This window comes from Citrobacter freundii complex sp. 2025EL-00176, from assembly GCF_053309355.1.
The window spans coordinates 1-26,591 of the sequence record NZ_JBRYHT010000024.1 but is presented as its reverse complement, the minus strand read 5'-3'; the positions used below and the strand labels follow the sequence as shown (position 1 = coordinate 26,591).

At 52.8% G+C, this 26,591-nt stretch carries 25 protein-coding genes, 1 other RNA gene and 1 pseudogene; 9 read left to right on the top strand and 18 right to left on the bottom strand.

What is annotated here, in order from left to right:
* Positions 1 to 44: 44 nt before the first annotated feature.
* Positions 45 to 170, top strand: a non-coding RNA gene (locus ACVXHP_RS23915) — RtT sRNA.
* 200 nt (positions 171 to 370) lie between these two features.
* On the opposite strand, the gene ACVXHP_RS23910 is transcribed toward ACVXHP_RS23915, so the two are convergent.
* From ACVXHP_RS23910 to ACVXHP_RS23895, 4 genes are all read right to left on the bottom strand, one after another.
* Positions 371 to 1,255: a LysR family transcriptional regulator gene (locus ACVXHP_RS23910; protein ID WP_200005529.1), complete on the bottom strand. Its 885-nt coding sequence runs from the start codon at positions 1,253 to 1,255 to the stop codon at positions 371 to 373.
* A 100-nt stretch (positions 1,256 to 1,355) separates the two neighbouring features.
* Complete coding sequence (locus tag ACVXHP_RS23905) at positions 1,356 to 2,612, bottom strand: nucleoside permease (RefSeq protein WP_137360911.1); 1,257 nt, start codon at positions 2,610 to 2,612, stop codon at positions 1,356 to 1,358.
* A 56-nt stretch (positions 2,613 to 2,668) separates the two neighbouring features.
* Entirely contained in the window at positions 2,669 to 3,502 is an 834-nt protein-coding gene (gene xapA / locus ACVXHP_RS23900; protein WP_137360910.1) for a xanthosine phosphorylase, read from the bottom strand.
* Positions 3,503 to 3,683: 181 nt separating this feature from the next.
* Positions 3,684 to 4,610 carry a LysR family transcriptional regulator gene (locus ACVXHP_RS23895; protein ID WP_200005527.1) on the bottom strand — a complete coding sequence of 309 codons (927 nt, stop codon included), beginning with the start codon at positions 4,608 to 4,610 and terminating at the stop codon, positions 3,684 to 3,686.
* Positions 4,611 to 4,699: 89 nt separating this feature from the next.
* Between ACVXHP_RS23895 and ACVXHP_RS23890 the strand changes: the two genes are divergently transcribed.
* Positions 4,700 to 5,698, top strand: coding sequence for a bile acid:sodium symporter family protein (locus ACVXHP_RS23890; RefSeq protein ID WP_447572283.1), 999 nt, complete (start codon positions 4,700 to 4,702; stop codon positions 5,696 to 5,698).
* Here ACVXHP_RS23890 and ACVXHP_RS23885 read toward each other — a convergent pair.
* From ACVXHP_RS23885 to zipA, 3 genes are all read right to left on the bottom strand, one after another.
* Positions 5,695 to 5,913 carry a DUF3820 family protein gene (locus tag ACVXHP_RS23885; RefSeq protein WP_016153921.1) on the bottom strand — a complete coding sequence of 73 codons (219 nt, stop codon included), beginning with the start codon at positions 5,911 to 5,913 and terminating at the stop codon, positions 5,695 to 5,697. The two genes, ACVXHP_RS23890 and ACVXHP_RS23885, sit on opposite strands and share 4 nt — an antisense overlap.
* A 1-nt stretch (position 5,914) precedes the next feature.
* The gene (gene ligA / locus ACVXHP_RS23880; protein WP_447572282.1) at positions 5,915 to 7,930 is read right to left on the bottom strand and encodes an NAD-dependent DNA ligase LigA; all 2,016 of its coding nucleotides are present in this window, start codon (positions 7,928 to 7,930) and stop codon (positions 5,915 to 5,917) included.
* 71 nt (positions 7,931 to 8,001) lie between these two features.
* A complete protein-coding gene (gene zipA / locus ACVXHP_RS23875; RefSeq protein WP_447572281.1) occupies positions 8,002 to 8,991 on the bottom strand; it encodes a cell division protein ZipA in 990 nt (329 codons plus the stop codon).
* A gap of 230 nt (positions 8,992 to 9,221) precedes the next feature.
* On the opposite strand from zipA, the gene cysZ reads away from it, so the two are divergent.
* From cysZ to crr, 5 genes are all read left to right on the top strand, one after another.
* Entirely contained in the window at positions 9,222 to 9,983 is a 762-nt protein-coding gene (cysZ, locus tag ACVXHP_RS23870) for a sulfate transporter CysZ (protein WP_137350002.1), read from the top strand.
* Between the two features lie 163 nt (positions 9,984 to 10,146).
* A complete protein-coding gene (gene cysK / locus ACVXHP_RS23865) occupies positions 10,147 to 11,118 on the top strand; it encodes a cysteine synthase A (protein ID WP_003038091.1) in 972 nt (323 codons plus the stop codon).
* Positions 11,119 to 11,501: 383 nt separating this feature from the next.
* The gene (ptsH, locus tag ACVXHP_RS23860; protein ID WP_002913505.1) at positions 11,502 to 11,759 is read left to right on the top strand and encodes a phosphocarrier protein Hpr; all 258 of its coding nucleotides are present in this window, start codon (positions 11,502 to 11,504) and stop codon (positions 11,757 to 11,759) included.
* A 45-nt stretch (positions 11,760 to 11,804) separates the two neighbouring features.
* Positions 11,805 to 13,532 carry a phosphoenolpyruvate-protein phosphotransferase PtsI gene (ptsI, locus tag ACVXHP_RS23855; RefSeq protein WP_003038080.1) on the top strand — a complete coding sequence of 576 codons (1,728 nt, stop codon included), beginning with the start codon at positions 11,805 to 11,807 and terminating at the stop codon, positions 13,530 to 13,532.
* Positions 13,533 to 13,572: 40 nt separating this feature from the next.
* Positions 13,573 to 14,082, top strand: coding sequence for a PTS glucose transporter subunit IIA (crr, locus tag ACVXHP_RS23850; RefSeq protein ID WP_000522253.1), 510 nt, complete (start codon positions 13,573 to 13,575; stop codon positions 14,080 to 14,082).
* Positions 14,083 to 14,144: 62 nt separating this feature from the next.
* Here the strand turns inward: crr and ACVXHP_RS23845 are convergent, their stop codons facing one another.
* Both ACVXHP_RS23845 and pdxK read right to left on the bottom strand, forming a co-directional pair.
* On the bottom strand, positions 14,145 to 14,384 hold the full coding sequence (locus ACVXHP_RS23845) for a cytoplasmic protein (RefSeq protein ID WP_316130231.1): 240 nt from the start codon (positions 14,382 to 14,384) through the stop codon (positions 14,145 to 14,147).
* Positions 14,381 to 15,247 (bottom strand): pyridoxine/pyridoxal/pyridoxamine kinase, encoded by an 867-nt coding sequence (gene pdxK / locus ACVXHP_RS23840; protein ID WP_447572280.1) that lies wholly within the window; start codon positions 15,245 to 15,247, stop codon positions 14,381 to 14,383. Before pdxK ends, ACVXHP_RS23845 begins: the two co-directional genes overlap by 4 nt.
* Positions 15,248 to 15,329: 82 nt before the next feature.
* On the opposite strand from pdxK, the gene ptsJ reads away from it, so the two are divergent.
* Together ptsJ and ACVXHP_RS23830 are read left to right on the top strand one after the other, a co-directional pair.
* Complete coding sequence (ptsJ, locus tag ACVXHP_RS23835) at positions 15,330 to 16,622, top strand: MocR-like B6 salvage transcription factor PtsJ (RefSeq protein ID WP_447572279.1); 1,293 nt, start codon at positions 15,330 to 15,332, stop codon at positions 16,620 to 16,622.
* 13 nt (positions 16,623 to 16,635) lie between these two features.
* Positions 16,636 to 17,352, top strand: coding sequence for a type 1 glutamine amidotransferase (locus ACVXHP_RS23830; protein WP_316130228.1), 717 nt, complete (start codon positions 16,636 to 16,638; stop codon positions 17,350 to 17,352).
* Positions 17,353 to 17,442: 90 nt separating this feature from the next.
* Here ACVXHP_RS23830 and cysM read toward each other — a convergent pair whose 3' ends face one another.
* The 9 genes and pseudogenes from cysM to ACVXHP_RS23785 form a co-directional block, all read right to left on the bottom strand.
* Complete coding sequence (gene cysM / locus ACVXHP_RS23825) at positions 17,443 to 18,354, bottom strand: cysteine synthase CysM (RefSeq protein WP_316130227.1); 912 nt, start codon at positions 18,352 to 18,354, stop codon at positions 17,443 to 17,445.
* A gap of 67 nt (positions 18,355 to 18,421) precedes the next feature.
* Positions 18,422 to 19,519 carry a sulfate/thiosulfate ABC transporter ATP-binding protein CysA gene (gene cysA, locus ACVXHP_RS23820; protein ID WP_008785410.1) on the bottom strand — a complete coding sequence of 366 codons (1,098 nt, stop codon included), beginning with the start codon at positions 19,517 to 19,519 and terminating at the stop codon, positions 18,422 to 18,424.
* Positions 19,509 to 20,384, bottom strand: a complete 876-nt coding sequence (cysW, locus tag ACVXHP_RS23815) for a sulfate/thiosulfate ABC transporter permease CysW (protein WP_447572278.1) — start codon at positions 20,382 to 20,384, stop codon at positions 19,509 to 19,511. Before cysW ends, cysA begins: the two co-directional genes overlap by 11 nt.
* A complete protein-coding gene (gene cysT / locus ACVXHP_RS23810) occupies positions 20,384 to 21,217 on the bottom strand; it encodes a sulfate/thiosulfate ABC transporter permease CysT (protein ID WP_038642497.1) in 834 nt (277 codons plus the stop codon). The genes cysW and cysT overlap by 1 nt, the downstream gene beginning before the upstream one ends.
* Positions 21,218 to 22,234, bottom strand: a complete 1,017-nt coding sequence (locus tag ACVXHP_RS23805) for a sulfate ABC transporter substrate-binding protein (RefSeq protein WP_200005518.1) — start codon at positions 22,232 to 22,234, stop codon at positions 21,218 to 21,220.
* 157 nt (positions 22,235 to 22,391) lie between these two features.
* Entirely contained in the window at positions 22,392 to 23,183 is a 792-nt protein-coding gene (gene ucpA / locus ACVXHP_RS23800) for an SDR family oxidoreductase UcpA (RefSeq protein WP_042306926.1), read from the bottom strand.
* Positions 23,184 to 23,300: 117 nt separating this feature from the next.
* On the bottom strand, positions 23,301 to 25,454 hold the full coding sequence (locus ACVXHP_RS23795; RefSeq protein ID WP_447572277.1) for a peptidase domain-containing ABC transporter: 2,154 nt from the start codon (positions 25,452 to 25,454) through the stop codon (positions 23,301 to 23,303).
* Positions 25,455 to 25,488: 34 nt separating this feature from the next.
* On the bottom strand, positions 25,489 to 26,220 hold the full coding sequence (locus ACVXHP_RS23790) for an Ig-like domain-containing protein (protein WP_447572284.1): 732 nt from the start codon (positions 26,218 to 26,220) through the stop codon (positions 25,489 to 25,491).
* Between the two features lie 78 nt (positions 26,221 to 26,298).
* Positions 26,299 to 26,508: pseudogene (locus ACVXHP_RS23785) on the bottom strand (Ig-like domain-containing protein); the annotation flags it as partial.
* Between the last annotated feature and the right edge of the window lie 83 nt (positions 26,509 to 26,591).

Genomic DNA, 26,591 nt, shown 5'->3' with positions numbered 1-26,591 from the left:
CTGCACGACCCACCAATGTAAAAAGGCGCCCTAAAGGCGCCTTTTTGCTATCTGCAATATGGAAGATTCGAACCTGCAGCAGGTTCGGGTCGAACGTAGTGAGACAACGGAGCCGTTTACGGCGACGGCCCGAAGGGCGAGCGAAGCGAGTCATCCTGCACGACCCACCAATGTAAAAAGGCGCCCTAAAGGCGCCTTTTTGCTATCTGCAATATGGAAGATTCGAACCTGCTTGCCTGATGCGCTGCGCTTATCAGGCCTACAGGCAACACCGCACACTTAGGCTGGATAAGACGTCAGTCGCCATCCGGCGCAGACAACACCGCACGCGTAGGCCGGATAAGACGTCAGTCGCCATCCGGCGCAGACATCATACCGTCAACGCCGCCACCAGTTTCTCCAGTGCTGGCGTTGCCTGCTGCTGGTCATACACAATATACAAATCCGCCGGAATACGTTCCTCTAACGGACGGAACACCACACCCGGCCAGCTCATTTGCGCATAACTGTCTGCAATCAACGTAATTCCAACCCCCATACTGATCATCGCCAACACCGTTTGCGGCTCCTTCAGCTCGCGAATAATCATTGGCGAAAATCCGGCGCTTTGGCAAACGCGCTGTAAAAATGCCCAGTCGGTATGAATGGACGGCATCGTGACAAAATATTCGTTCCGCAATGCTTCCAAGGGTATCGCGGCAAGTTCAGCCAATGGATGCTCTTCAGGCATTGCCACCAGGAAAGAGGATTCATGCAAACGCAGGCTGGTAAATCCAGGAGAAGGCTCAGTGGCCATCCGCCAAATTCCCGCATCCAGCTCACGTCGTTCCAGCATCGTCATCTGCATGGCAGGCATATTCTCGCGAAACAGCACCTCAACGTTAGGGTTATCTTTTAAAAAACGCCGCATCACTGGACGCATTTTTCCCCACATCGCCGTACCGATAACACCGAGCTCAATCCGCCCTGCGTCGCCGCGACCAATTTGCTCTACTCTCGCCAGCGCCTGATTCGCACTGGATAGCAATCGGCGCGACTCTTCCATCAAAATTTTTCCGGCATGAGTTAAGGCCACGCTGCGGGAATGTCGGATAAATAGCAAAGTGCCGAGCTGTTGTTCCAGCTCTTTAATATGCGTACTGAGCGGTGGTTGCGACATATTCAGGCGAGCAGCAGCGCGTCCAAAATGCAGTTCTTCTGCGACAGCAAGAAAATAACGCAGTAACTTCAGATCGATACGGTGCGTGCGTTCCATGGATAATGCGCTCCTGAGGACAAAGGATAATGCGCAAAGTTACCACATCGCAGCGCCGAACATGAAACGGCGGGGTCAGGATCCCGCCGCTAATGTCACGTTAATGTGCCAGTGATTTCTGCACACGTCTTTCAGGGTCATGTTTATATTTGAAGAACAACGCAAAGATAACCGCAAGCGCTAACGCATACGCGGCAAACACCAGCCAGATAGTTTGCCAATCCTTAACGCCATCGACAGAGAAGTAATCTACCGCCATCCCGCTCAGGATCGAGCCAACCCAAGCGCCCACGCCGTTAACCATGGTCATAAACAGCCCCTGCGCACTGGCGCGAATGTTAGAACTCACTTCCTGCTCTACAAACACCGATCCTGAAATATTGAAGAAATCAAACGCGCAACCGTAGACAATCATCGACATCAGCAGCATAACAAAGCCGAGCGGGGACGGATCGCCAAAGGCAAAAAAACCAAAGCGCAGCGTCCACGCCAGCATGCTCATCAGCATTACCGTTTTAATACCAAAGCGTTTGAGGAAGAACGGGATAGTCAGGATGAAGCCCACTTCCGCCATCTGCGAAACTGAAAGCAAGATAGAGGGATACTTGACCACAAAACTGTCGGCAAACTCTGGATTACGGGCAAAATCATGCAGGAACGGGTTGCCGAAGACATTAGTGATTTGCAGTACCGCCCCCAACATCATCGCAAACAAAAAGAAGATTGCCATGCGTGGATTTTTAAACAGGACAAAAGCATCCAGCCCGAGCTTGCTGGCAAGCGTGGTGTTCGCTTTCTTCTCGGCAACCGGAATTTTCGGCAACGTAAGCGCATACAGGGCCAGCAATAACGATGCCCCAGAAGCGATATACAGTTGCGCACTACTCAGTTCCAGTCCCATCAGACTCACCGTCCACATGGCCACGATAAACCCTATAGTGCCAAACACGCGAATGGGAGGGAAAGCGGTGACTGGGTCCTGACCCGATTGTGCAAGGCACGAGTATGAGACGCTGTTCGATAATGCAATCGTCGGCATATATGCCATCGCGTTAACCAACATCACCCAAAACATCGTCTGGGGATCGGTAACGGTGGTAGCGTATAGCAACACACCCGCGCAGACCAGATGACAAAGCATATAGGCGCGTTCGGCACGCAACCATTTATCGGCAATGATACCCATAATGCCCGGCATGATTATCGCTGCCAGCCCTTTCGAGCTGTAGACCATACCCACATTCGCGCCGGTAAAATCCAGGGTGTTGATCATGTAAGAACCCAGGGTAACCAGCCAGCTCCCCCAGATAAAATATTGCAAAAACGACATGAGCTTTAAGCGAGATGCGATACCCATTTTCCCGTTCCTTGCCAAAAAGTAAGACCCCGCAAGCGGGGTCATTTTTTAATTATTCAGGCCAGTTTGCGCAAAAAGCCGCAGATCAGATTGATAAAATTCTGCCGTGAGAGTTCCGCTGCCGCCAGCGTCTGCGCGTGAGATAATTTCACATCGCCCAACCCTTCAGCCAGGTTAGTAATAGCTGCAACCGCAACCACTTTCAGACCGCAGTGGCGGGCAGAGATAACTTCAGGCACCACCGACATCCCCACCACATCGCCACCAATGATTTGCATCATGCGGATTTCTGCCGCGGTTTCAAAGTTTGGTCCCGGATAAGAGACAAATACGCCTTCGCTCAGCGGGAAACCTTCTTCTGCGGCCACGGTTTGCAGGATTGCACGATAGTCAGCATCATAGGCATTCGCCAGCGAAAAGAATCGCTCGCCAAAACGCTCATCGTTAAGTCCCACCATCGGTGTACCAGGCATCGTATTGATGTGATCGCTAAGCGCAACCAGACTACCCGGCCCAACTTCAGGGCGGAGGGAACCTGCGGCATTAGTACAAAATAACAGTTCACAGCCCAGCAGCTTCAGTGTACGAATGGCATCGGTCATCACCGTCATACCGCGCCCTTCATAAAAATGCCCGCGACCTTTCATACAGGCTACCGGTACGCCCGCCAGATTTCCCAGCACCAGTTCACCGGCATGGCCGTGTACGGTACTCACCGGGAATCCCGGCAGTTTCTCGTAGGAGATAGCCACCGCATCCTCAATTTGATCCGCCAACGCGCCCAGACCAGAACCAAGGATAAAGGCGACACGCGGCGTGAAATCCGGCTTGTAACCACGAATAATGTCAGCGCTATACCAGGGATTTTGCGAGAAAAGGGAGTGGCTCATGAGATGTCCTTAATACTGAGTAATCGAAAATGACGTAGCGTACTGCACTGTTATAGCGAGACTACGCAATCGATTACCAATACCGTTTATCCCGACAAGCGATAGCAAATCAGTATCGATGAGGTGCGCTAAACTGGTTTGAATTCACATTATTTTTCTGCCAGAAGTGGCATGGGGCTGTTTATATCTGATACAGCGGATCGCACGCACGACCAGCAGTTAACTCACTGGCCTGCATGCGCACCACGTCCCACAACGCCTGAGCCGCGGTGGATAAAGAACGGTTTTTACGTCGCGCCAGCATCAGTTGCCGTTCAACCACCGGTGTCAGACGTTTAACCTGTAAATGGCTACCCTGCGGTAAGGGGAGCGCTAGCGCGGGCAGTACGCTGATACCAATGCCCGCCTCTACCATCGGAAACAGCGTGGCTGGATGACCAATCTCCTGAACAATATTGGCATCAATCGAAAAGTGGGCCAGCGCCGCATCGATCAGCGGTCGACTGCCGGAAGCGTAATCCTGGAGCACCAAACGCTCATGATAGAGATCCTGCCAGTTTACCCATTCCCGCTGGGCTAACGGATGATCCTGCCGACACAGCAACAAGAAAGGTTCAGACAGCACGGCTTCACACTGCAGGTCGGTCACGGCACCAGGATCTATCACAATGCCAAAATCGACTTCTCCCTGGCGAATACTTTCCAATACCCACTGCTGGGGCCTGTCGTGCAGCACAAAATCGATCGCAGGATACAGCTGATTACTCTGGGCAATACACTGTGGAATCAGGTGCGCGGAGATCGTCTGGCTGGCGGCAACGCGCACCGTTCCGGTTAACTGCGTCCCCACCTGGCCTGCTTCACGCAGGGTGCTGTGCAGTTCATCCAGAATACGCTCCAGTCGCGCCGCCAGCTGGTGTCCAGCTTCTGTCAGTACCACTTCCCGGGTCGTTCTGTCTAATAATCGGACGCCCGTCTGCCCTTCCAGCTCTTTAACGCTATGGCTGACCGCCGACTGGCTTAAGCCAATGATATCCCCCGCCCGGCTAAAACTTTTGGCCTGAGCGACGGTAACAAAGATACGGAGCTGACGCAGAGAGTAATTCATCTATTCGATTCATATATGGATGCAATAAATCAATTTTATTTCTCAAACGGAAAAACGCAAAATGTTCCTACCGAATTTCAGGAGCTTTTATGAAACTTTTTCGTATTCTTGATCCGTTCACGATAACGTTAATTACCGTCGTTTTACTGGCCTCCTTTTTCCCGGCTGAGGGCGGTTTTGTCCCTTTTTTTGAAGGCTTAACCACCGCCGCCATTGCCCTGCTGTTTTTTATGCACGGGGCAAAGCTGTCGCGTGAGGCCATTATTGCTGGCGGTAGCCACTGGCGTTTGCATCTGTGGGTCATGTGCAGCACTTTCGTCGTCTTCCCGGTTCTGGGCGTTCTGTTCGCCTGGTGGGCGCCGGTCAACGTTGATCCGATGCTGTATTCCGGTTTCCTGTATCTGTGTATTTTGCCGGCCACGGTGCAGTCGGCCATCGCCTTTACATCGCTGGCGGGAGGTAACGTCGCCGCCGCCGTGTGCTCCGCTTCGGCCTCCAGCCTGCTGGGTATTTTCCTTTCACCGCTGCTGGTAGGGTTGGTGATGAACATGCACGGCGCAGAAGGCAGCCTGGAGCAGGTGGGGAAAATTATGCTGCAACTGCTGCTGCCATTCGTGCTGGGACATCTTTCGCGTCCATGGATTGGTGACTGGGTATCACGACATAAAAAATGGATCGCCAAAACGGACCAATCCTCCATTTTACTGGTGGTGTACTCCGCCTTTAGCGAAGCCGTCGTTAACGGGATCTGGCACAAAGTGGGGATTGGCTCACTGCTATTTATCAGCGTGGTCAGCATCGTTCTGCTGGCAATTGTGATTGGTATAAACGTCTGTGTTGCCCGGAAATGCGGCTTCAATAAAGCCGATGAAATCACCATTGTCTTTTGCGGTTCGAAAAAGAGCCTGGCGAATGGGATCCCAATGGCAAATATTCTGTTCCCGACGTCGGTGATTGGCATGATGGTGCTGCCTTTGATGATCTTCCATCAAATTCAGCTGATGGTCTGCGCCGTGCTGGCCCATCGCTACAAGCAACAGACGGACGCATTGCAGGCGCAGCAGAAAAGCCGCGCCGCGAAGGCTTAAAGCGGGCGTTTCAAGGGCTGCACCAGCTGCGTCAGCCCCTCAGTTTTAATCAGCAGCGTGATTTGCATCAGCTCGCCCAGTTTGCCCGGCGGAAATTCATCCTTACGGGCAAACCACAGCAGATACTCTTCCGGGACATCAATCAGCCGACGCCCCTTATATTTGCCAAAGGGCATCACAGTGTTGGCTATGTCAACCAGCTGCTCTTTTTCCATCTCAGGCACCCAGTAAGCGGATCATTTCAGCTTCATCAATCACGGTAATACCCAGTTCCTGCGCTTTTGCCAGTTTCGAACCCGCCGCTTCGCCGGCAATCACCAGATCGGTTTTCTTCGACACGCTACCGGCCACTTTCGCGCCCAGTTCGGTCAACCGTGCTTTGGCGTCATCACGCGACATCAGGCTCAGGCTTCCGGTCAGCACCACGGTTTTGCCCGCAAAGGGACTGTCGATTTCCTCAGCGTTGATAACCACTGGCGCAGGCCAGTGAATCCCCTGCGCCAGGAGCTGAACAATCACCTCGCGGTTGCTCTCTTCGGCAAAGAAATTAAACACGTGGGTCGCGACCACAATGCCGACATCCGGCACCTTTTGCAGCTCTTCAATAGAGGCCGCTTCCAGCGCATCCAGTGTGCCGAAATAGGCCGCCAGACCTGCGGCAGTGGCCTCGCCGACTTCACGAATGCCCAGCGCGTAGAGGAAACGGGCAAACGTCGTTTCTTTCGCTTTTTCCAGCGCATTCACCACGTTTTGCGCCGACTTTGGCCCCATCCGATCGAGTCCGGTCAGCTTGCCTGCCGTCAGGGTGAAAAGATCTGCTGGCGTATGGACATACTCTTTCTCGACCAGTTGATCGATAATTTTGTCGCCCATACCGTCAACGTCGAGCGCACGGCGGGAAACGAAATGTTTCAGCGATTCCTTACGCTGTGCCCCGCAAATCAAGCCACCGGTACAGCGAGCGACCGCTTCGCCTTCCACACGTTCAACATCCGATCCACACACCGGACAATGCTGTGGGAATACGATTTCACGCGTCTCTTCCGGGCGCTCGGAAAGCACCACGTTGACGACCTGCGGGATCACATCCCCCGCCCGGCGAATAACGACTTTATCGCCAATACGCAACCCCAGACGATCGATTTCATCGGCATTATGCAGAGTGGCGTTACTGACCAGAACCCCGGCAACCTGAACCGGCTCAAGACGAGCGACGGGCGTAATCGCCCCGGTACGTCCGACCTGGAACTCCACATCGCGTACAAAGGTCATCTGCTCCTGCGCCGGGAACTTAAAGGCCACCGCCCAGCGCGGCGCGCGAGCGACAAAGCCCAGTTGCTCCTGCAACGCCATGGAGTTAACTTTAATCACCACGCCGTCGATATCGAAGCCCAACGTCGGTCGGTCCTCTTCAACCTTATGGTAGTAAGCGAGTACTTCCTCCGGCGAGTCACACAGCGCTACCCTGTCGCTTACCGGCAGTCCCCACTCTTTAAACTGCAGCAGACGGCCGAGGTGAGTATCAGGCAGCACGCCGCCTTCCAGCACACCCACGCCATAGCAGAAGAAAGTAAGCGGTCGCTTCGCCGTGATACGTGGATCAAGCTGGCGTAATGACCCGGCCGCCGCGTTACGCGGGTTAGCAAACACTTTATTACCAGTACGGCGGGCTTCTTCATTAATTTTTTCAAATCCGGCCTGTGGCAGGAACACTTCACCGCGCACTTCCAGACGGGTGGGAATATTTTCGCCACGCAGTTTTAACGGGATCGCGCGGATAGTGCGCACGTTCGAGGTAATGTCCTCCCCCGTAGTGCCATCACCGCGCGTTGCGGCACTGACCAGCACGCCGTTTTCATACAGGATACTGACCGCCAGACCGTCCAGTTTCAGTTCACAGCACCAGGTCAGCTTATCGGTGCTCTTCAGTCGGTCCTGCACGCGCTTGTTGAAGGCGAGAAAACTCTCTTCATCAAATACGTTATCCAGCGACAGCATTGGCACTTCATGGCGAATCTGGCTGAATGCCGTTAACGGAGCGGCGCCAACGCGTTGGGTTGGCGAGTCAGGGGTAACCAGGTCCGGATGCTGTGCTTCCAGCTCGCGCAGTTCGCGCATCAGGCGATCATATTCCGCATCGGGAATTTCCGGCGCGTCCATCACATGGTAGAGATACTCATGATGGCGAAGCGTGGTTCGCAGTTCTGTCAGTTGTTGTTCGATTGATTCCATATCGCACCATCAATGATAAAAAACCCCCGACAGGCGGGGGTTTAGCAAGGAAATGTCACGCCAGAACAAAATCAGGCGTGAGATTCTTTAACTTCGCGGATGCGGTCCTGATATTCGCGCAGTTTCTGCGGCGTCATCATACGACGTTGATCGTCGAGCACCACACCGCCAACTTCATCAGCAATGTGCTGCGCAGACTGCAGCATCAGCTTAAAGTTTTGCAGCTCGTCGCCATAGGACGGAACTTGCATAAAAATAGTCACGCCAGGCGTGCTGAAGTCGCCCGTCATCTCCGGGTCAAACGTCCCAGGATTAACCATGTTGGCAAGACTAAACAGCGACGGGCCGCTGCCATCCGGGCTCAGGTGACGATGGAAAATATTCATATCGCCAAATTTAAAACCGGCTTGCTGAATGCTGTTGAGCAGCACTTCACCGTTGAGCTCGCTACCATGGTGAGCCGCAACGTTCATAATGATGACAGCTTCTTTACGCTGCGGTTTTTCTGCAACAGGCGCTTCTTCAACGACCGGCTCAGGCTGCGGTTGATGTTCAACAACAGGCTCTGCTGGCTGGAAGGTTTGTGGCGCAGGTTGCGGAGCCTGCTGCACCTGAGGGGCAACGGGCTGATGCTGAACCGGCTGCGGCTGAACAGACTGATGTTGCACCGGCTGCTGCGGTTGAACAGGCTGAGGCGGCTGCTGAACATGCGGCGGCGGTACCGGCGCTTGTGCAGGCTGCTGCGCGGTTGGACGCGGCTGAGCAGACGCATAAGGCGGCTGGTACTGGTGTTGCGGCGACTGAGGAGGAACACCATGTTCCTGCGCGTTACCGGGAGCATGATTCACACGATGAACGCGAACTTCGCCCACGCCTTCGTCTTCCTCGACATTGTCGTCGAACGAATCCTCGTCTTCACGTTTAGACTTCATGCGTTTCAGTGGGCGATCGCGGAATATAGAAGACCGCTCTTTACGGCTAGTCCAAAAACCATGTACCAGTAAAGCGATTATGGCGATCGCGCCAACAATGATTAATATCAGACGCAAATCCTGCATCATTATATTCTCTGTTGTTCTAACACCTTGCCACCACGGCAAACATTTACTCACTAAGAGTATTTGTCGATTACGCCAAGTGCAAGTGCACTCTTGGCTTTCACGGCATAAAGATGAACAAAATTGTGCTTTTTGCTGTTTTTTCGAACATTTCCGAACAGCTTAACGCTCAACAACCCGGTAAGATACGCCAAGTTTACCAGAGCTTATATAACAAGGAGTATGTCCTGACCATGGTTTCATCATCTGCAGTTGTACCTCGCAGCGGCCTTTATTACTTTTCTCAGGGATGGAAGCTCATCTCCCAACCGGGCATTCGTCGGTTTGTTATTCTGCCTTTGCTGGTGAATATCCTGTTGATGGGCGGCGCATTCTGGTGGTTATTTACCCAACTCGATAGCTGGATCCCTGCGTTGATGAGCCACGTACCTGACTGGCTTCAATGGCTCAGCTATTTACTGTGGCCGATCGTCACCATCTCCGTACTGTTAGTGTTCGGCTACCTGTTCTCCACCATTGCCAACTGGATTGCCGCACCGTTTAACGGTTTACTGGCGGAGCAACTTGAAGCGCGCTTAACGGGCGCAACGCCACCCGACACTGGCGTTCTCGGCATCATGAAAGACGTTCCACGCATTATGAAGCGTGAATGGCAAAAGCTCGCGTGGTATCTCCCGCGCGCTTTCGTGTTGCTGATCCTCTATTTTATTCCCGGCATTGGACAAACCGTCGCCCCGGTGCTGTGGTTCCTGTTCAGCGCGTGGATGCTGGCCATTCAGTATTGCGATTATCCGTTTGATAACCATAAGGTTCCCTTTAAGGAAATGCGCATTGCGCTGCGTACGCGTAAGGTGACCAATATGCAGTTTGGCGCGTTGACCAGCCTGTTCACCATGATCCCGGTGCTCAATCTGTTCATCATGCCGGTGGCGGTTTGTGGCGCCACGGCGATGTGGGTAGACTGTTATCGTGCTAAGCACGCGTTATGGAAGTAATGCAAAAATGTGTAAAAGCGGGCTGGCTTATGCCCGCTCTTATTCCATACTGCAAGGCATTATTTCCCATCAGCATATAGATATGCGATTTCCTTACTTCCCCATACTTTCTCAACAGGTATGCTGAAGCGGTATCCCAATTTCATACAGTTAAGGACAGGCCATGAGTAAGATTTTTGAAGACAACTCGCTGACTATCGGTCATACGCCGCTGGTTCGACTGAACCGTATCGGTAACGGACGCATTCTGGCGAAGGTGGAATCACGTAACCCGAGCTTTAGCGTCAAATGCCGTATCGGTGCCAATATGATTTGGGATGCCGAAAAACGTGGGGTGCTGAAACCGGGCGTTGAGCTGGTTGAACCGACCAGCGGTAACACCGGGATTGCGCTGGCCTACGTTGCCGCCGCACGTGGTTACAAGTTGACGTTAACCATGCCGGAAACCATGAGCATTGAACGCCGTAAGCTCTTAAAAGCGCTGGGCGCGAACCTCGTGCTGACCGAAGGCGCAAAAGGGATGAAGGGCGCGATCCAGAAAGCGGAAGAAATTGTGGCCAGCGATCCGGAGAAGTTCCTGCTGCTGCAGCAGTTCAGCAACCCGGCCAACCCGGAAATCCACGAAAAAACGACCGGCCCGGAAATCTGGGAAGATACCGATGGCCAGGTTGATGTCTTTATTTCCGGCGTCGGCACCGGCGGTACGCTGACTGGCGTGACCCGTTACATTAAAGGCACCAAAGGTAAAACGGATCTGATTACCGTCGCGGTAGAACCGACTGACTCCCCAGTTATCGCTCAGGCCCTGGCGGGTGAAGAACTCAAACCTGGTCCGCACAAAATTCAGGGTATTGGCGCAGGCTTCATTCCAGGTAACCTTGATTTGAAGCTTATCGATAAAGTCGTTGCCATCACCAACGATGAAGCTATTTCTACCGCGCGTCGCCTGATGGAAGAAGAAGGTATTCTGGCGGGTATCTCTTCCGGTGCTGCGGTGGCTGCCGCGCTTAAGCTCCAGGAAGATGAAACCTTTACCAATAAGAATATAGTGGTTATTCTACCGTCATCGGGTGAGCGTTATCTGAGCACTGCACTGTTTGCCGATCTCTTCACTGAGAAAGAACTGCAACAGTAATACCAGCATGTTAAAAACGCGTAAAAAAGCACCCTTTTGGGTGCTTTTTTGTGGCCTGCTTCAAAGTTTCAACCCTCCTGGCATTGATTCAGCCCGCCGGAACTGGTATTTAACCAAACTAATTATTTTGATGCGCGAAATTAATCGTTACAGGAAAAGCGCTAGCTGAATCGATTTTATGATTTGGTTCAACTCTTCCTTTCGCGGCATAATGTTTAATGACGAACGAAACGTCAGCGGCAAGAAGTTGCCAGCAACGGATTGCACCGAACTCCTTTTGTGTCGCGTCCAGTTTACGCCGATGCTAACAATACAGGCTAAAGTTGAGCCGCCAGGCTAGACTTTAGTTCCACAACACTAAACCTATAAGTTGGGGAAATATAATGTTCCAGCAAGAAGTTACCATTACCGCTCCGAACGGTCTGCATACTCGCCCTGCTGCTCAGTTTGTTAAAGAAGCAAAAGGTTTTACTTCTGAAATTACTGTGACTTCCAACGGCAAAAGCGCTAGCGCCAAAAGCCTGTTTAAACTGCAGACTCTGGGCCTGACTCAGGGTACCGTTGTCACCCTGTCCGCAGAAGGTGAAGACGAGCAGAAAGCAGTTGAGCATCTGGTAAAACTGATGGCTGAACTCGAGTAAGTTCAACGAGTTCTTTTAAATATCAGTCACAAGTAAGGTAGGGTTATGATTTCAGGCATTTTAGCATCCCCGGGTATCGCTTTCGGCAAAGCACTGCTGCTGAAAGAAGACGAAATCGTCATTGACCGGAAAAAAATTTCTGCCGACAAGGTTGATCAGGAAGTTGAACGTTTTCTGAGCGGTCGTGCCAAGGCATCTGCGCAACTGGAAGCGATCAAAACCAAAGCTGGTGAAACGTTCGGTGAAGAAAAAGAAGCCATCTTTGAAGGGCATATCATGCTGCTCGAAGATGAGGAGCTGGAGCAGGAAATCATAGCCCTGATTAAAGATAAGCACATGACGGCTGATGCAGCTGCGCATGAAGTTATCGAAGGTCAGGCCACAGCCCTGGAAGAGCTGGATGATGAATACCTGAAAGAACGTGCGGCAGACGTACGTGACATCGGTAAACGCCTGCTGCGTAACATTCTGGGTCTGGCAATTATCGACCTGAGCGCTATCCAGGAAGAAGTTATCCTGGTTGCCGCAGACCTGACCCCGTCAGAAACCGCACAGTTGAACCTGAACAAGGTACTGGGTTTCATCACTGACGCGGGTGGACGTACTTCCCACACCTCCATCATGGCGCGTTCTCTGGAACTGCCTGCCATCGTCGGTACGGGTAGCGTCACCTCTCAGGTGAAAAACGACGATTATCTGATTCTGGATGCCGTAAACAACCAGGTTTATGTCAATCCGACCAACGACGTTATTGAGCAACTGCGTGCCGTTCAGGAGCAGGTTGCGACCGAGAAAGCGGAACTCGCAAAACTGAAAGATCTGCCGGCTATCACGCTGGACGGACATCAGGTTGAAGTTTGCGCCAACATCGGTACCGTTCGTGACGTTGAAGGCGCTGAGCGTAACGGCGCTGAAGGTGTGGGTCTGTACCGCACCGAATTCCTGTTCATGGACCGTGAATCGCTGCCGACTGAAGAAGAACAGTTCGCTGCGTATAAAGCCGTAGCTGAAGCCTGTGGCTCTCAGGCGGTCATCGTCCGTACCATGGACATCGGCGGCGATAAAGAGCTGCCGTACATGAACTTCCCGAAAGAAGAGAACCCGTTCCTGGGCTGGCGCGCCGTGCGTATCGCCATGGATCGTAAAGAGATCCTGCGTGACCAGGTTCGCGCTATCCTGCGAGCCTCTGCTTTCGGTAAACTGCGCATCATGTTCCCGATGATCATCTCTGTTGAAGAAGTGCGTGCACTGCGCAAAGAGATTGAAATCTACAAACAGGAACTGCGCGACGAAGGTAAAGCATTTGACGAAAGCATTGAGATTGGCGTGATGGTGGAAACACCGGCAGCGGCAACGATTGCGCGTCATTTAGCCAAAGAAGTTGATTTCTTTAGTATCGGCACCAATGATTTAACGCAGTACACCCTGGCAGTTGACCGTGGTAATGATATGATTTCACACCTTTACCAACCGATGTCGCCATCTGTGCTGACGCTGATCAAGCAAGTTATTGATGCTTCTCATGCTGAAGGCAAATGGACTGGCATGTGTGGTGAGCTTGCAGGCGACGAACGTGCTACACTTCTGTTGCTGGGGATGGGTCTGGACGAATTCTCTATGAGCGCCATTTCTATCCCGCGCATTAAGAAGATTATCCGTAACACGAACTTCGAAGATGCGAAGGTGTTAGCAGAGCAGGCTCTTGCTCAACCGACAACGGACGAGTTAATGACGCTGGTTAACAAGTTCATTGAAGAAAAAACAATCTGCTAATCCACGAGATGCGGCCCAATTTACTGCTTAGGAGAAGATCATGGGTTTGTTCGATAAACTGAAATCTCTGGTTTCTGATGATAAGAAAGACACCGGAACTATTGAGATTGTTGCTCCGCTCTCTGGCGAGATCGTCAACATCGAAGACGTGCCGGATGTAGTTTTTGCTGAAAAAATCGTTGGTGATGGCATCGCTATCAAACCAACAGGTAACAAAATGGTCGCCCCTGTTGATGGCACCATCGGCAAAATCTTTGAAACCAACCACGCTTTCTCTATCGAATCCGACAGCGGCATTGAGCTGTTTGTTCACTTCGGTATTGATACCGTTGAACTGAAAGGCGAAGGCTTCAAGCGTATCGCTGAAGAAGGTCAACGCGTTAAAGTGGGCGACCCGGTTATTGAATTCGATCTGCCGCTGCTGGAAGAAAAAGCCAAGTCTACCCTGACTCCGGTTGTTATCTCCAACATGGACGAAATCAAAGAGCTGATCAAACTGTCCGGTAGCGTGACCGTGGGTGAAACTCCGGTTATCCGCATCAAGAAGTAATTCTTGCCGCAGAGAACAATGGCGCCAGATGGCGCCATTGTTTTATCTAACGGATGGCGTCGTTAAATTTGTGAGGTCATCGGCCGATAACACGCCTCGCGCATCAGGATTTTCATCCCTTCCGGTCCGCTTTCCAGCATCCGCCTTTCGCAATCAGACACCAGCAGTTCACAATCATACCCACCCGCAATACCAAACATCGCCCGTGCGACACAAATGTCTTCCAGCGCCTCTGTCCCGCTGGTATCAAAATGCCCGACTAAACGTCCATGCTGGCGAACCACCAGCCGATAACTCTTCATCGTGCCTCCCCTGCCGGTGGCAGAATTAATTCATCACAACCGCACAGGTGAGTCCACGTCATCACTTCCAGCACGCGTTGTGCGGCATCATGCGTCGCGGTCGTCAGTGCTTTACCCAACACAATACCGCTCACCAGTTCGGCACAGAACAGATCGCCAGTCCCCTTTAGATCCGTTTTCACCCGCGGGTGGGCTAACACCTCAACCGTTTCAGCCGTCACCACTGCCACATTAATAACCTCTTCGCTATCGCCCGGCGCACTGGTGATCACCACCCATTTCAGCGTGTCGTTAAGCAATGATTGGGCCGCTGCTATAGCTTCATCAAGCGTGCGGCACGGCTTGCCGCTCAGCATTTGCAGCTCAAATACGTTCGGCGTCAGTCCCTGAGCCAACGGCAGCAGGCGCTGACGATAAGCCTCCGGGATTTCGGCTTTAACATACATGCCGCTGTCCGTATCGCCAATCACCGGGTCGACCAGAATGCACAGTTGCGGATGTGTAGCCCGTACCGTTTCCAGCCACTGCGCCAACAGCGCGATCTGCTCCGCGCTGCCCATATACCCCGTGGTGACCGCCTTCAGCTCGCGCAGAGCATCACGCTCATTTAAGGCGCGGAGATAACCGCTAAACCACTCGGGCGGAATAACACCGCCGTAAAAGGTTTCATAATGTGGGGTGTTACTGAACAGTACCGTGGGGACAGCCGTCACGCGTAATCCCTGCGCTTTAATAGCCGGAACAGCGATACTGTTGCCTACGCTGCCATATATCACCTGTGACTGGACGGCGACAATATCGGTCTGTAATGCCCGATGCTTGTCGTCGAAGAGCACTGACTGAATATCACTCCCCTGCTCCATAAATTTCTCCTCTCGCTGGACAGCGCGCTTACGCCTCATTATTATCGTCATATGCTAAAATTCATTTTGTCATAGGTCAATAATGATCGACGGAAAAACCGCTAACGAAATTTTTGACAGTATCCGTCAACATGTCGCTACAGGCACGCTGGCTGCGGGCGAAACGTTACCGCCAGTGCGGGAACTGGCAACGGCATTAAACGTTAACCGTAATACTGTCGCGGCGGCTTATAAACGCCTGGTCACCAGCGGGCTGGCGCAAAGCCAGGGACGTAACGGCACCGTAATCAAGGGGATTTCGGCCCCCGTCGCGCTGGAAGGTGGCGACCCGGATACCCCACTAATCGATCTTTCCGGCGGTAATCCAGCGCCCTCACGGCTTCCTGACCTGAGTAGTTATTTCGCGAAGATAAATAAGAATCCGCGCTTGTACGGCGATGCCGCTGTATCACCTGGACTTAAGGTGTGGGCATCACAATGGATGCAAAATGCCATGTCCCGCGAAGGGGAAATTGATATCACCAGCGGCGCCATCGACGCCATTGAGCGCCTGCTGTGTGCCCATTTACTGCCCGGCGATAGCGTGGCTGTAGAAGACCCGTGCTTTTTGAGCAGCATCAACATGCTGCGCTATGCCGGATTTACCGCCAATCCGGTTAGCGTCGACAGTGAAGGTATGCAGCCCGCCATGCTGGAGTGCGCATTACAAAAAGGCGCACGGGCGGTGATTCTGACCCCGCGCGCCCACAACCCGACAGGATGCAGTCTGAGCGCACCCCGCGCGGCGCAATTGCAGGAAGTCCTGGCCCGCTATCCGCAGACGCTGGTGATCATAGACGACCACTTTGCGCTGCTGTCTGCTTGCCGCTGGTATCCGGTGATTGCGCCGGAAACCACGCACTGGGCAATTGTCCGTTCGATGTCGAAAACTTTAGGCCCGGATTTACGCCTGGCTATTGTAGCCAGCGATCCAGTCACCTCCGGGAAACTGCGTTTACGCCTCAACTCCGGCAGTCAGTGGGTCAGCCATCTGCTGCAGGATTTAGCCTGCGCCTGCCTGAGTGACGAGACCTATCAACACACGCTGGCACAAACGCAGCAGTTTTACGCCGTCCGGCAGCAAAAGCTGAATTCGGCCCTGCGCCAACATGGCATTGAACTGCCTGTCGGTGACGGTCTGAATCTGTGGTTACCGTTGGAAGATCACAGTCAGGCGATCGCTTTTGCGCTGGCAAAGTCCGGCTGGCTGGTACGCGAAGGCGAAGTGTTCGGCGTCAATACGCCCGCGCACGGTTTACGCATTACGCTGTCAACATTAGAAGACAGCGACATTGATAAGCTGGCGGCTGATATTCATCAGGCGCTAAAGCGCTAACAGGAGAGAAAAAGTGCGAGTTCATTTTGTTATTCATGAGTCTTTTGAATCTGCTGGCGCGTACCTGCCGTGGGCCGAATCACGCGGCTATACCATCACCTGGTCACGTGTATACGCCGGAGAAACGGTTCCCGCCAATGCCGATGGTTTCGATATGCTGGTCGTTTTTGGCGGCCCGCAGTCGCCCCGCACCACGCAGGCAGAGTGCCCATACTTTGACGCTCAGGCAGAGCAGCATCTGATCAACCAGGCGATTACCGCGCGAAAAATCGTGGTGGGGATCTGTTTGGGCTCGCAGTTAATTGGCGAAGCGCTGGGCGCGAAGGTGTGTCAAAGCCCGGAAAAAGAGATTGGCCACTACCCAATCACCCTTACCGAATCAGGCCAACAGCACCCGTTGTTCAGCCATTTCGGCTCACCGCTTATCGTCGGTCACTGGCACAACGACATGCCGGGGTTAACCGACCAGGCAATAATTCTTGCTACCAGTGAGGGCTGCCCGCGACAAATCGTGCAATACGGTAATTTCGTCTTTGGTTTCCAGTGCCATATGGAGTTTACCGCCGAGGCTGTTGAAGGATTAATTCAGCACTCAGAGCAAGAGCTGGCAGAAGCTGAAGGGAAACGTTTCCTCCGCCCGGTTGAAGAGATGCGCGCCTGGGATTACCAGCAGATGAATGAGAAGCTGTGGCAATTCCTTGATAAACTTGTGGAAAAACGTAACGATTGAACATCCCTGGCCGGATAACACACGCAACGGCTTATCCGGCCATCGTGCCAGGCGGTTGCCTGATGGCGCTACGCTTATCAGGCCTACCCGTTAAATTCCCAGCCCCTGATTAAAGTGTTCTTCACCAAAGACGCCGGTCGAAAGGTAGCGATCGCCGCGATCGCAAATGATCGCCACCACTACCGCGCCGGGCGTGGCACGTGCGACACGTAACGCGCCCGCTACCGCGCCGCCAGAGCTGACACCGCAGAAAATTCCTTCACGAATGGCCAGTTCACGCATGGTGTTTTCGGCATCATTCTGATGAATATCCAGCACCTCATCCACCAGCGAGGCGTTAAAAATGCCCGGCATATATTCCGCAGGCCAGCGGCGAATCCCCGGAATACTGCTGCCCTCTTCCGGCTGCAGGCCAACGATAGTGACCGGTTTTTCCTGCTCGCGCAGAAAACGCGACACGCCGGTAATGGTGCCAGTTGTCCCCATACTGGAGACAAAATGCGTGATGCGACCTGACGTCTGCTGCCAGATTTCGGGTCCGGTGGTGGTGTAATGCGCGTACGGGTTATCGGGATTATTGAACTGATCGAGCAGTTTACCTTCACCGCGCTCAGACATAGCGAGGGCTAAATCGCGCGCCCCTTCCATTCCCTGCTCTTTGGTGACCAGAATCAGTTCCGCGCCATAGGCACGCATTGCCGCCCGGCGTTCCTGGCTCATGTTGTCTGGCATCAGCAGCTTCATGCGGTAGCCCTTCAGCGCGGCGATCATCGCCAGCGCAATACCGGTATTGCCGCTGGTGGCCTCAATCAATACGTCACCCGGCTTAATTTCCCCACGCTTTTCCGCTTCGACAATCATCGACAGCGCCGCCCGGTCTTTCACCGAACCCGCGGGATTATTCCCTTCCAGCTTGACCCAAATTTCGCTGCCGTTATCCGGCGCCAGGCGTTGTAATTTCACCAGAGGCGTATTGCCAATTGTTTGTTCTAATGTGTTCACGTTTTCAGCTCGTAAAAAAGCCCGGTAAGCGTAGCGCCACCGGGCGATAACTATGCAAATTAACCTATCAGGCTGATTGCGCCAGGGCAAGTTCCTCTTCACGCGTTTCAATACGCTGGTCGCCGTTATACAAACGTGCATTTTGCAGCCCAACAAACAGCCGTTCACCGCGGCCCGGGGAATCATCGCCCTGCATGATGACCGTCAGTGGCTCGTTGTACCACCCGAGAGGTTGTACAACTAATTGGGTGTAGTGTCCTTTCGGACTGGCTTCCAGCACCTGCACTGGCAAAGGCGAGTCCAGGCTGGTACGGCGGCTCACATCCACTTCCCATGGACGCAGGAACAGATCGACCGGTCCCTGATAGCCTGGCGTATAGCCCAACGGCCAGCGGTGTGCGCCCACGTGGAATTGCCCGCCGCGAATCGTCCCCTGCAGGCGGTTAACCTCGCCCATAAACTCCAGCACAAAACGGGTAGCCGGTTCACGCCAGACCTGATCCGGCGCATCGGCCTGTTCGATATGACCCTGACTCATCACCACCACGCGATCCGCAACTTCCGTCGCTTCTTCCTGATCGTGGGTGACAAACACGCTGGTGAACTTCAGTTCCTCATGCAACTGACGCAGCCAACGGCGCAGTTCTTTACGCACCTGGGCGTCGAGCGCGCCAAACGGTTCGTCGAGCAGCAGGATCTGCGGCTCTACCGCCAGCGCACGCGCCAACGCCACACGCTGCTTTTGCCCGCCGGAAAGCTGTGCCGGGAAACGATCCGCCAGATGAGCCAACTGAACCATCTCCAGCAGTTTGGTCACTTTGGCTTTGATCGCCGCCGCATTTGGACGTTCTCGCCGTGGCAGAACCGTCAAACCAAAAGCGATGTTGTCGAAAACGGTCATATGGCGAAACAGCGCATAGTGTTGAAATACAAACCCCACCTTACGGTCGCGGGCGTGCAAACGACTGACGTCGGTGCCGTGAAAACGAATATGCCCGCTGGACTGATGCTCCAGCCCGGCGATGATACGCAGCAGCGTGGTTTTGCCCGAACCGGATGGCCCCAACAGAGCCACCATTTGACCTGAAGGAATATCCAGCGAGATATCGTTCAGCACCTGGGTGCGACCAAAAGACTTCTTAATATTGGCAATCTCAATGCTCATGATTTTCCTCCTGCTGCGCGCGTTTCTCCTGGTTCTCCAGACGCCATTGCAACATGCTCTTCAAAAACAGGGTAATAATCGCCATCAGCGTCAACAGCGCGGCGGCGGTAAAGGAGCCGACGGCGTTATAGTCCTGCTCCAGTAATTCAATCTGTAGTGGTAGGGACAAGGTTTCGCCGCGAATCGAGCCGGAAACCACCGACACCGCGCCGAATTCGCCTATCGCACGGGCATTGGTCAGCACCACGCCATACAGCAACGCCCAACGGATATTTGGCAGCGTGACGCGGCGAAACATCTGCCAGCCGGAAGCGCCCAGTAAAATCGCCGCTTCGTCTTCATTGCTGCCCTGACTTAACATTACCGGCACCAGTTCGCGCACCACAAACGGACAGGTCACGAACACTGTCACCAGCACCATCCCCGGCCAGGAGAACATAATTTGCAGGTTGTGCTCATCCAGCCAACCGCCCAGCGGACCGTTAGAACCGTAAAACAGCAGATACACCAGACCAGCAACCACCGGCGAGACGGCAAAGGGAATATCCAGCAGCGTCAGCAGCAGTTGGCGTCCTGGGAAGTTGAAGCGAGTCACCAGCCAGGCCAGCAATACGCCAAACACCAGATTCACCGGCACCGCAATCAGCGCAATTAGCACCGTGAGCCAAATGGCATGCAGCATATCCGGGTCAGCCAGGTTCTGTAGTACCGGCATTAATCCCTTGCTGAACGCCTGCACGAAGATATAAATCATCGGCACCAGCAATATAAAGGCCGATACCAGCATGCCCGTGCCGATCAGAAACCATTTACCCCAGTTAATGCGGGGTGCGTCATAGCGTTTCAATTGGGTAATGTCTGCCATCAGTGACCTACCACGCGTCGACCAAAGCGACTTTGCAGGGTGTTAATTGAAAACAACAGCAGCAACGACGCCCCGAGGATCACAGAAGCAATCGCGCTGGCGGCCGGGTAGTCAAATTCCTGCAAGCGAACAAAAATCATCAGCGAGGTCACTTCTGTTTTCCATGCGATGTTCCCGGCGATAAAAATAACCGCGCCAAACTCACCGAGACTGCGGGTAAACGAAAGCGCTACGCCCGCCACCAACGCGGGAGACAGCTCTGGCAGCACCACTTTACGAAAACTCTGCCAGCGCGTGGCACCGAGCGTTTCCGCTGCTTCTTCATACTCCGGGCCTAACTCTTCCAGCACTGGCTGTACGGTGCGCACGACAAACGGAATGCTGGTAAAGGCCATCGCCACCGCGATGCCCAGCCAGGTGTAGGTCACCTTAATATCCAGCTTCGCCAGCCATTCGCCGTAGAAGCCATTGACCGAAAACAGCGACGCCAGCGTCAGACCTGCCACCGCCGTAGGCAGCGCAAACGGCAGATCCATCAGCGCATCCAACAGCGTACGGCCCGGAAAGCGATAGCGGGTTAAGATCCATGCCATCAGCAGACCGAAGACGCCGTTAAAAATCGACGCCACAAAAGCCGACAGCAGCGTCACTTTATAAGCCGCAACCACCTGCGGATTGGTAATCACTTCCCAGTATTGCGCCCAGCTCATTTGCGCCAGTTGCATCACCAGCGCGCTCAGCGGCAGCAGCAATATCAGGCAGACAAACAGTAAGCTGGTGCCCAGACTTAAAGTAAAGCCGGGCAGCACACGTCGGGAAGAAACAGCAAACATTTACTTACGCCCCGCCGCCAACAGTTTGTCCAGCTCGCCGCCGCTGACAAAGTGCGTTTTCATCACCTCAGGCCACGCACCAAACTTGTCTTCCACGCGGAACAGTTCGGTCTGTGGGAATTTATCTTTCAGCTTGTCCATCACCTGCGGGTTGTTCACGCGGTAGTAGAAATCGGTAATGATGGTCTGCGCCTGTGGGCTGTACAGCCAGTTCAGGTACGCTTTCGCCGCTTTTTCAGTACCGTTGGCCTGCACATTCTTATCGACCCAGGCTACCGGGAATTCAGCCAGAATGTTGACCTTCGGCACCACCACTTCGAAGCCCTGATCTTCATACTGTTTACGGATATTGTTCACTTCCGATTCAAACGTGATCAACACATCGCCCAGACCGCGTTCCACGAAGGTGGTTGTTGCACCGCGACCGCCGGTATCAAACACTTCGACATTTTTCAGGAACTGGGTCATAAATTGTTCGGTTTTGGCTTTATCGCCGCCGTCAGCTTTGTCCGCCGCTCCCCATGCCGCTAAATAGGTGTAGCGCGCATTTCCGGAGGTTTTCGGGTTGGGGAAAATCAGCTTCACGTCCGGGCGAACCAGATCGTTCCATTCGTGGATATTCTTCGGGTTACCCTTCCGCACTAAAAACGCCATGGTGGAATAGAATGGCGAGCTGTTATTCGGCAGACGGCTTTGCCAGTCGGCGGGGATCAGCTTGCCTTTGTCATGCAGGATCTGCACGTCTGTCACCTGGTTATAGGTCACCACATCGGCCTTCAGCCCCTGCAAAATTGCCAGCGCCTGTTTTGATGACCCGGCATGAGATTGTTTTATCGTCAGTTTATCGCCGGCGTTATCTTTCGCCCATTGCTGTTCAAACGACGGGTTAAGGGCGGCAAACAGCTCGCGGGAGACATCGTATGAACTGTTCAGCAGTTCCGTTGCCTGCGCCTGCCCCACCAGCAACAGCATTGCGGCCAGCGTCAGGGTTCTTTTTTTCAGTAAGTTAACGGCCATTGCGCACCCTTATAAATTTAATGACTTTCTTATGGTCATCATATTTATAACCAGTGCTAAAGGAGTAACGGTTTTATATACCGTTTGATGATTTGAAAGTTGAAAAGAGAATAAGGGGTACCTCCTCCCCATCGCGCGGGGAGGAGACCGGCATCAATCAGACGCCGACGCTAACGCTTTCAGGCAAGGTGCTACCACCATCAATCACGTTTTGCGTGCCAGTTAAATAACTGGACTCATCCGAGGCCAGGAACGCAGCCAGCTCACCGACTTCTAGCGGGCAGGCCAGACGACGCATCGGGATCGCTTTCGCCATTTCGGTTAATACAGATTCCGGATCGTCCGGATTGGACTGACGCGCAATATTTTCCGCCATCGGGGTGCGAACGTAGCCAGGGCAAATGGCATTTACGCGAATACCGGACTGCGCATATTCCACCGCCAGCGATTTGGTTAAGCCGATAATCGCCGCTTTTGACATTGCGTAGGCCGTTTCACCCGGATCGGCCACCATATCGCCAGTCACAGAGGACATCATCACGATGCGCCCATCTTTGCGATCAATCATCTCCGGCAGCACGGCTTTTGTTACGTTCCAGACGCCTTTGATATTGATATCAATATGGAAGTCGCGATCTTCATCGCTCATCTCAAGGAAGTTGCCGAGGCGACATACGCCGGCATTGTTGACCAGAATATCGATTTTGCCTTCAACCTTCTTCGCGCGTTTCACCGCTTCAGTGACCGAAGCAAAATCTCTGACATCCGCATGAACCGCCGTGCAGCGGTGACCGCGTCCAGCCAGCTCATCCGCCAGTTTTTCAATCTCATCGGAGATATCCAGCAGGATTAAGTTCGCGCCATGGCGGGCAAACGTTCTGGCGATCCCTTCGCCAATACCCTGAGATGCGCCCGTAATCAATGCTGTTTTGCCCGTGAGTTTTCCCATTTCAATATTCTCCTTTTGAATATGAAGCCTTCGCTTCATTCACGCAGAAGATACAGCAATAACAAATTAGTGCTGCGAAACGGCTCACTAATCAGTCCGGTCAATGAAAAAATATCGTCACCGTGGTTGTTTTTCGTTCGCTGACGCAACAGTTACGCGAACAGGCTGCTTTGTCTGCTCGACTTTTGCTGGCCCTAATAGTTTATCCGGCGTGCAGTCACGAATGATTTTGCCCCCTTTCATGACCAGCACACGATCGAAATACTTCAGCAAATAGCGACGGTGCGTCACCATGATCAGTGTCTTACCGCTGATAAAGTGATCGAGATGATCGAAGATGCGCTGTTCGGTCATTTCATCCATATTCGAGGTTGGCTCATCCCATAAGTAAATCTGAGCATCGCTACTCAAACTACGCGCCAATAACAGCTGCTGGTTTTGCCCTGAGGATAAATTACGCGCCATAAACATCACCGGATAACGCAGTCCCATTGGATGCTGGAGCACAAAGTTACAGTTCGCCAGATTAAGCGCCTCGATCACCTTCTTGCGGTTGTCGCAATCTTTAAGGGCAAAGTTACTTTCAATGCTGCCGGTAAACAGGGTGTCGTTATTAGTCACCATACTGATAAAGCGGCTGAAAAAGTTTTGCGCCAGATGTCGGGTATTGTAGCCGTCATACATAATACTGCCCTCAGTCGGTGGGCAGTAGCCAGAGAGCAGGGAAACCAGCGAGCTTTTCCCGGAACCACATTCGCCAATAATTGCCACCCGCTGCCCATGAGGAATATCCAGCGTCAGCGTATCCAGCGCTTTTGGTAATTGCGGATCGTACTGATAGCTCAGAGCGCGTAGAGAGATATCACCGCGCACGTTAACGATCGATTGCAGCAATTTTTGCTCATGTTCCTGCCCTGCCGGCATAAACATTTTCATTAAATCCGTAATGGTTTTATTGGTCGTAAAAATAGTAGAGAGCGTTGATGATAACCCCGAGATGATCCCCGACATCCGCCCGGAGACAATAACGGAAGAGACAATTGCCCCCGTGGTGATTTCTCCTTTAATGACCAGAAAAAAAGCGAAAACCATCAACAGGATCTGATTCAGGTTCGACATCGCGCTGAGCGCAGACTGATAATAGACACCAGCCTTGCGCAGTTTTAAGCTCAGCCATGACTGATTGTTACTGCTATTGACCCAATCAAGCATCAGGTTTTTATTGTTTAAGGTATGGATGGTACGTAAGGAATAGAGTAATTCAGTAATAAACACGTTACGATTTGACTGGCTCTCCTTCATTTTATCCATCAGCACTTCCGTATACCTGAAATATCCCCAGGCCAACAGTAGCGACACCACCATCATCATCACGGGCACTAACACCAGCGCGCCGAGATTAATGTAAATAATTACACAAAAAATAATAAATACCGGAATATCCGACACGCGCTGAAAAACAGAGTTTAACAATACCGGCTTAATTTTTTGGAATTCTGTCCAGAGAACAAAAACTGAGGACATAGAACTGCTTTTGGTGGTGTTGTAGATCAGTGCCTCGACAAAAGAGACATCAATATTGACATCCTCCTGGCGCGAGACAATCGACTGATAGATATCTTTCGAGGATCGCAGTAAAAACTCAAAAATGATGAATACCAGTACGATACCGACCACCCCAAACAGGGAAGCGGTCGATGATCCGGGCACAAGCTTATCGTAGTAAAGATTACTGAAAACCGGGATCGTCAGCGCAAACAGGGCCATAAACAGTGAAGTGAAAAAATACTTACTGTAAAAAACTTTATTATTTTGCAACCCGGATTTTAGTATTGAACTTATTTTTATCGATTCAGTCATCCCGCTTAAAGGCTGGATCAGAAAGACAGAAATTGTCTGAATATTTTCTCTGGCGCACGCAACGACACCCAACTCGCTGTTACGTTTTACCAGCTGTAGCCCCCCTTCCTGGCACCCGACACACACCATCCATTGCATGTCGGAGGTTAATATAATCAGCGGCATATTTTCGTTCAGCAGATCGTCGGGCCGCGAGAATTTCACCTCGTGGATCATCAGACCTAATGACAGAAAATAGTTTTTAATCTGCGCTTCATGGTTAGGATCGTTTTTATCATATTGCGACAGCGTGACCGGTATTTTTGCCTCATCTATTTCAATACGTGAGTCGTGGTTTTTGGCGATGTATTGCATAACGCCAGCAAGGCCTAAATCATATAGCGTAAAATCATTCATAGAATTTGTACTCATTCCCCCGCACATCCTGTACGGGGGAAACCGTTATTTATTGATGGTGATGCTGCTGATCGTCCTGATTATCTTCGACGCTCTGGCTAATGCTCATCACTTGTGCCGCGAAGCTGGCTGCTTGATGCGAAGAGCTCTGATCGGCTGCTGATTGTGGCACGTCGCTCTCATCGCTGCGGGTGTTGTCCATGCCTGCAACGACGCTGCTGCTACTGGTATCCACCGTAAAGGCGATATCCTGACGTTCGCTATTCCCGGCGCTGTCCTGCGTGCGTAACACCAGAGAATGTGGGCCATCCTCCAGCGCAATGGGCACTTCGAACTGCGTAGGGCCAGACGTAGAAGGCACCAGTGGATGCGTGACACCGTCCAGTTCAACGCTGGCATGGGTAATGCTGGCGTCCAGGTTGAACTCAAAGACCGGATGCGACAACTCCACTTCTATAGTGTCTTTGGTGTCCTGCTCGCTGCTGTACAGACTACTGCGTAGTGACACCGGGTCGGCGGTTTCAACATCTATATCGTGCGTCACGGTGCTGGTGTTACCCGCCGCGTCGGTAATGGTGAAGGTAAGCTGATGCTCGCCCTGCGCCACGTCCTCGAGCTGGAGACTCCAGTTACCGTCGTTATCCACGTTAGCCGTCAGCGCATCGCCATTATCCAGTGAGACGCTAACGAAGGCTCCCGCTTCGCCATGCCCGCTAAACGATAAGGTTGACTCATCGGTCTGCCAGGTTTGCTCCTGGCTACTCGTACCATCGAAAGTCACATCGAAATTTTCGACATGGGTATCTACCGTGAACTCAACCGACTGGCTGGCAGTATTACCTGCCGCATCGCTGACATTCACCACCAACGTCCAGGTGCCTTCAGCCAGTGCCTCTTCAGGTGCCCAGGTCCAGTGGCCTGATTCATCCTGCGTGGCGCTGTGGGTTTCGCCATTGATGGTCACCGTTACGGTGGTTACATCAGGATCGATGTTACTCAGGATAAACGTTGGGGTGTCGTCCTTAGTAAGGTTATCCCCTGAAGCACCGCTATCGCTGCCTGCATCCAGAGTGACCGTCGGCGTGCTGATAGTGCTGTCGATGGTGTAATCCAGTGACGCATCCGCGGTATTGCCCGCCGCATCAGTAACGG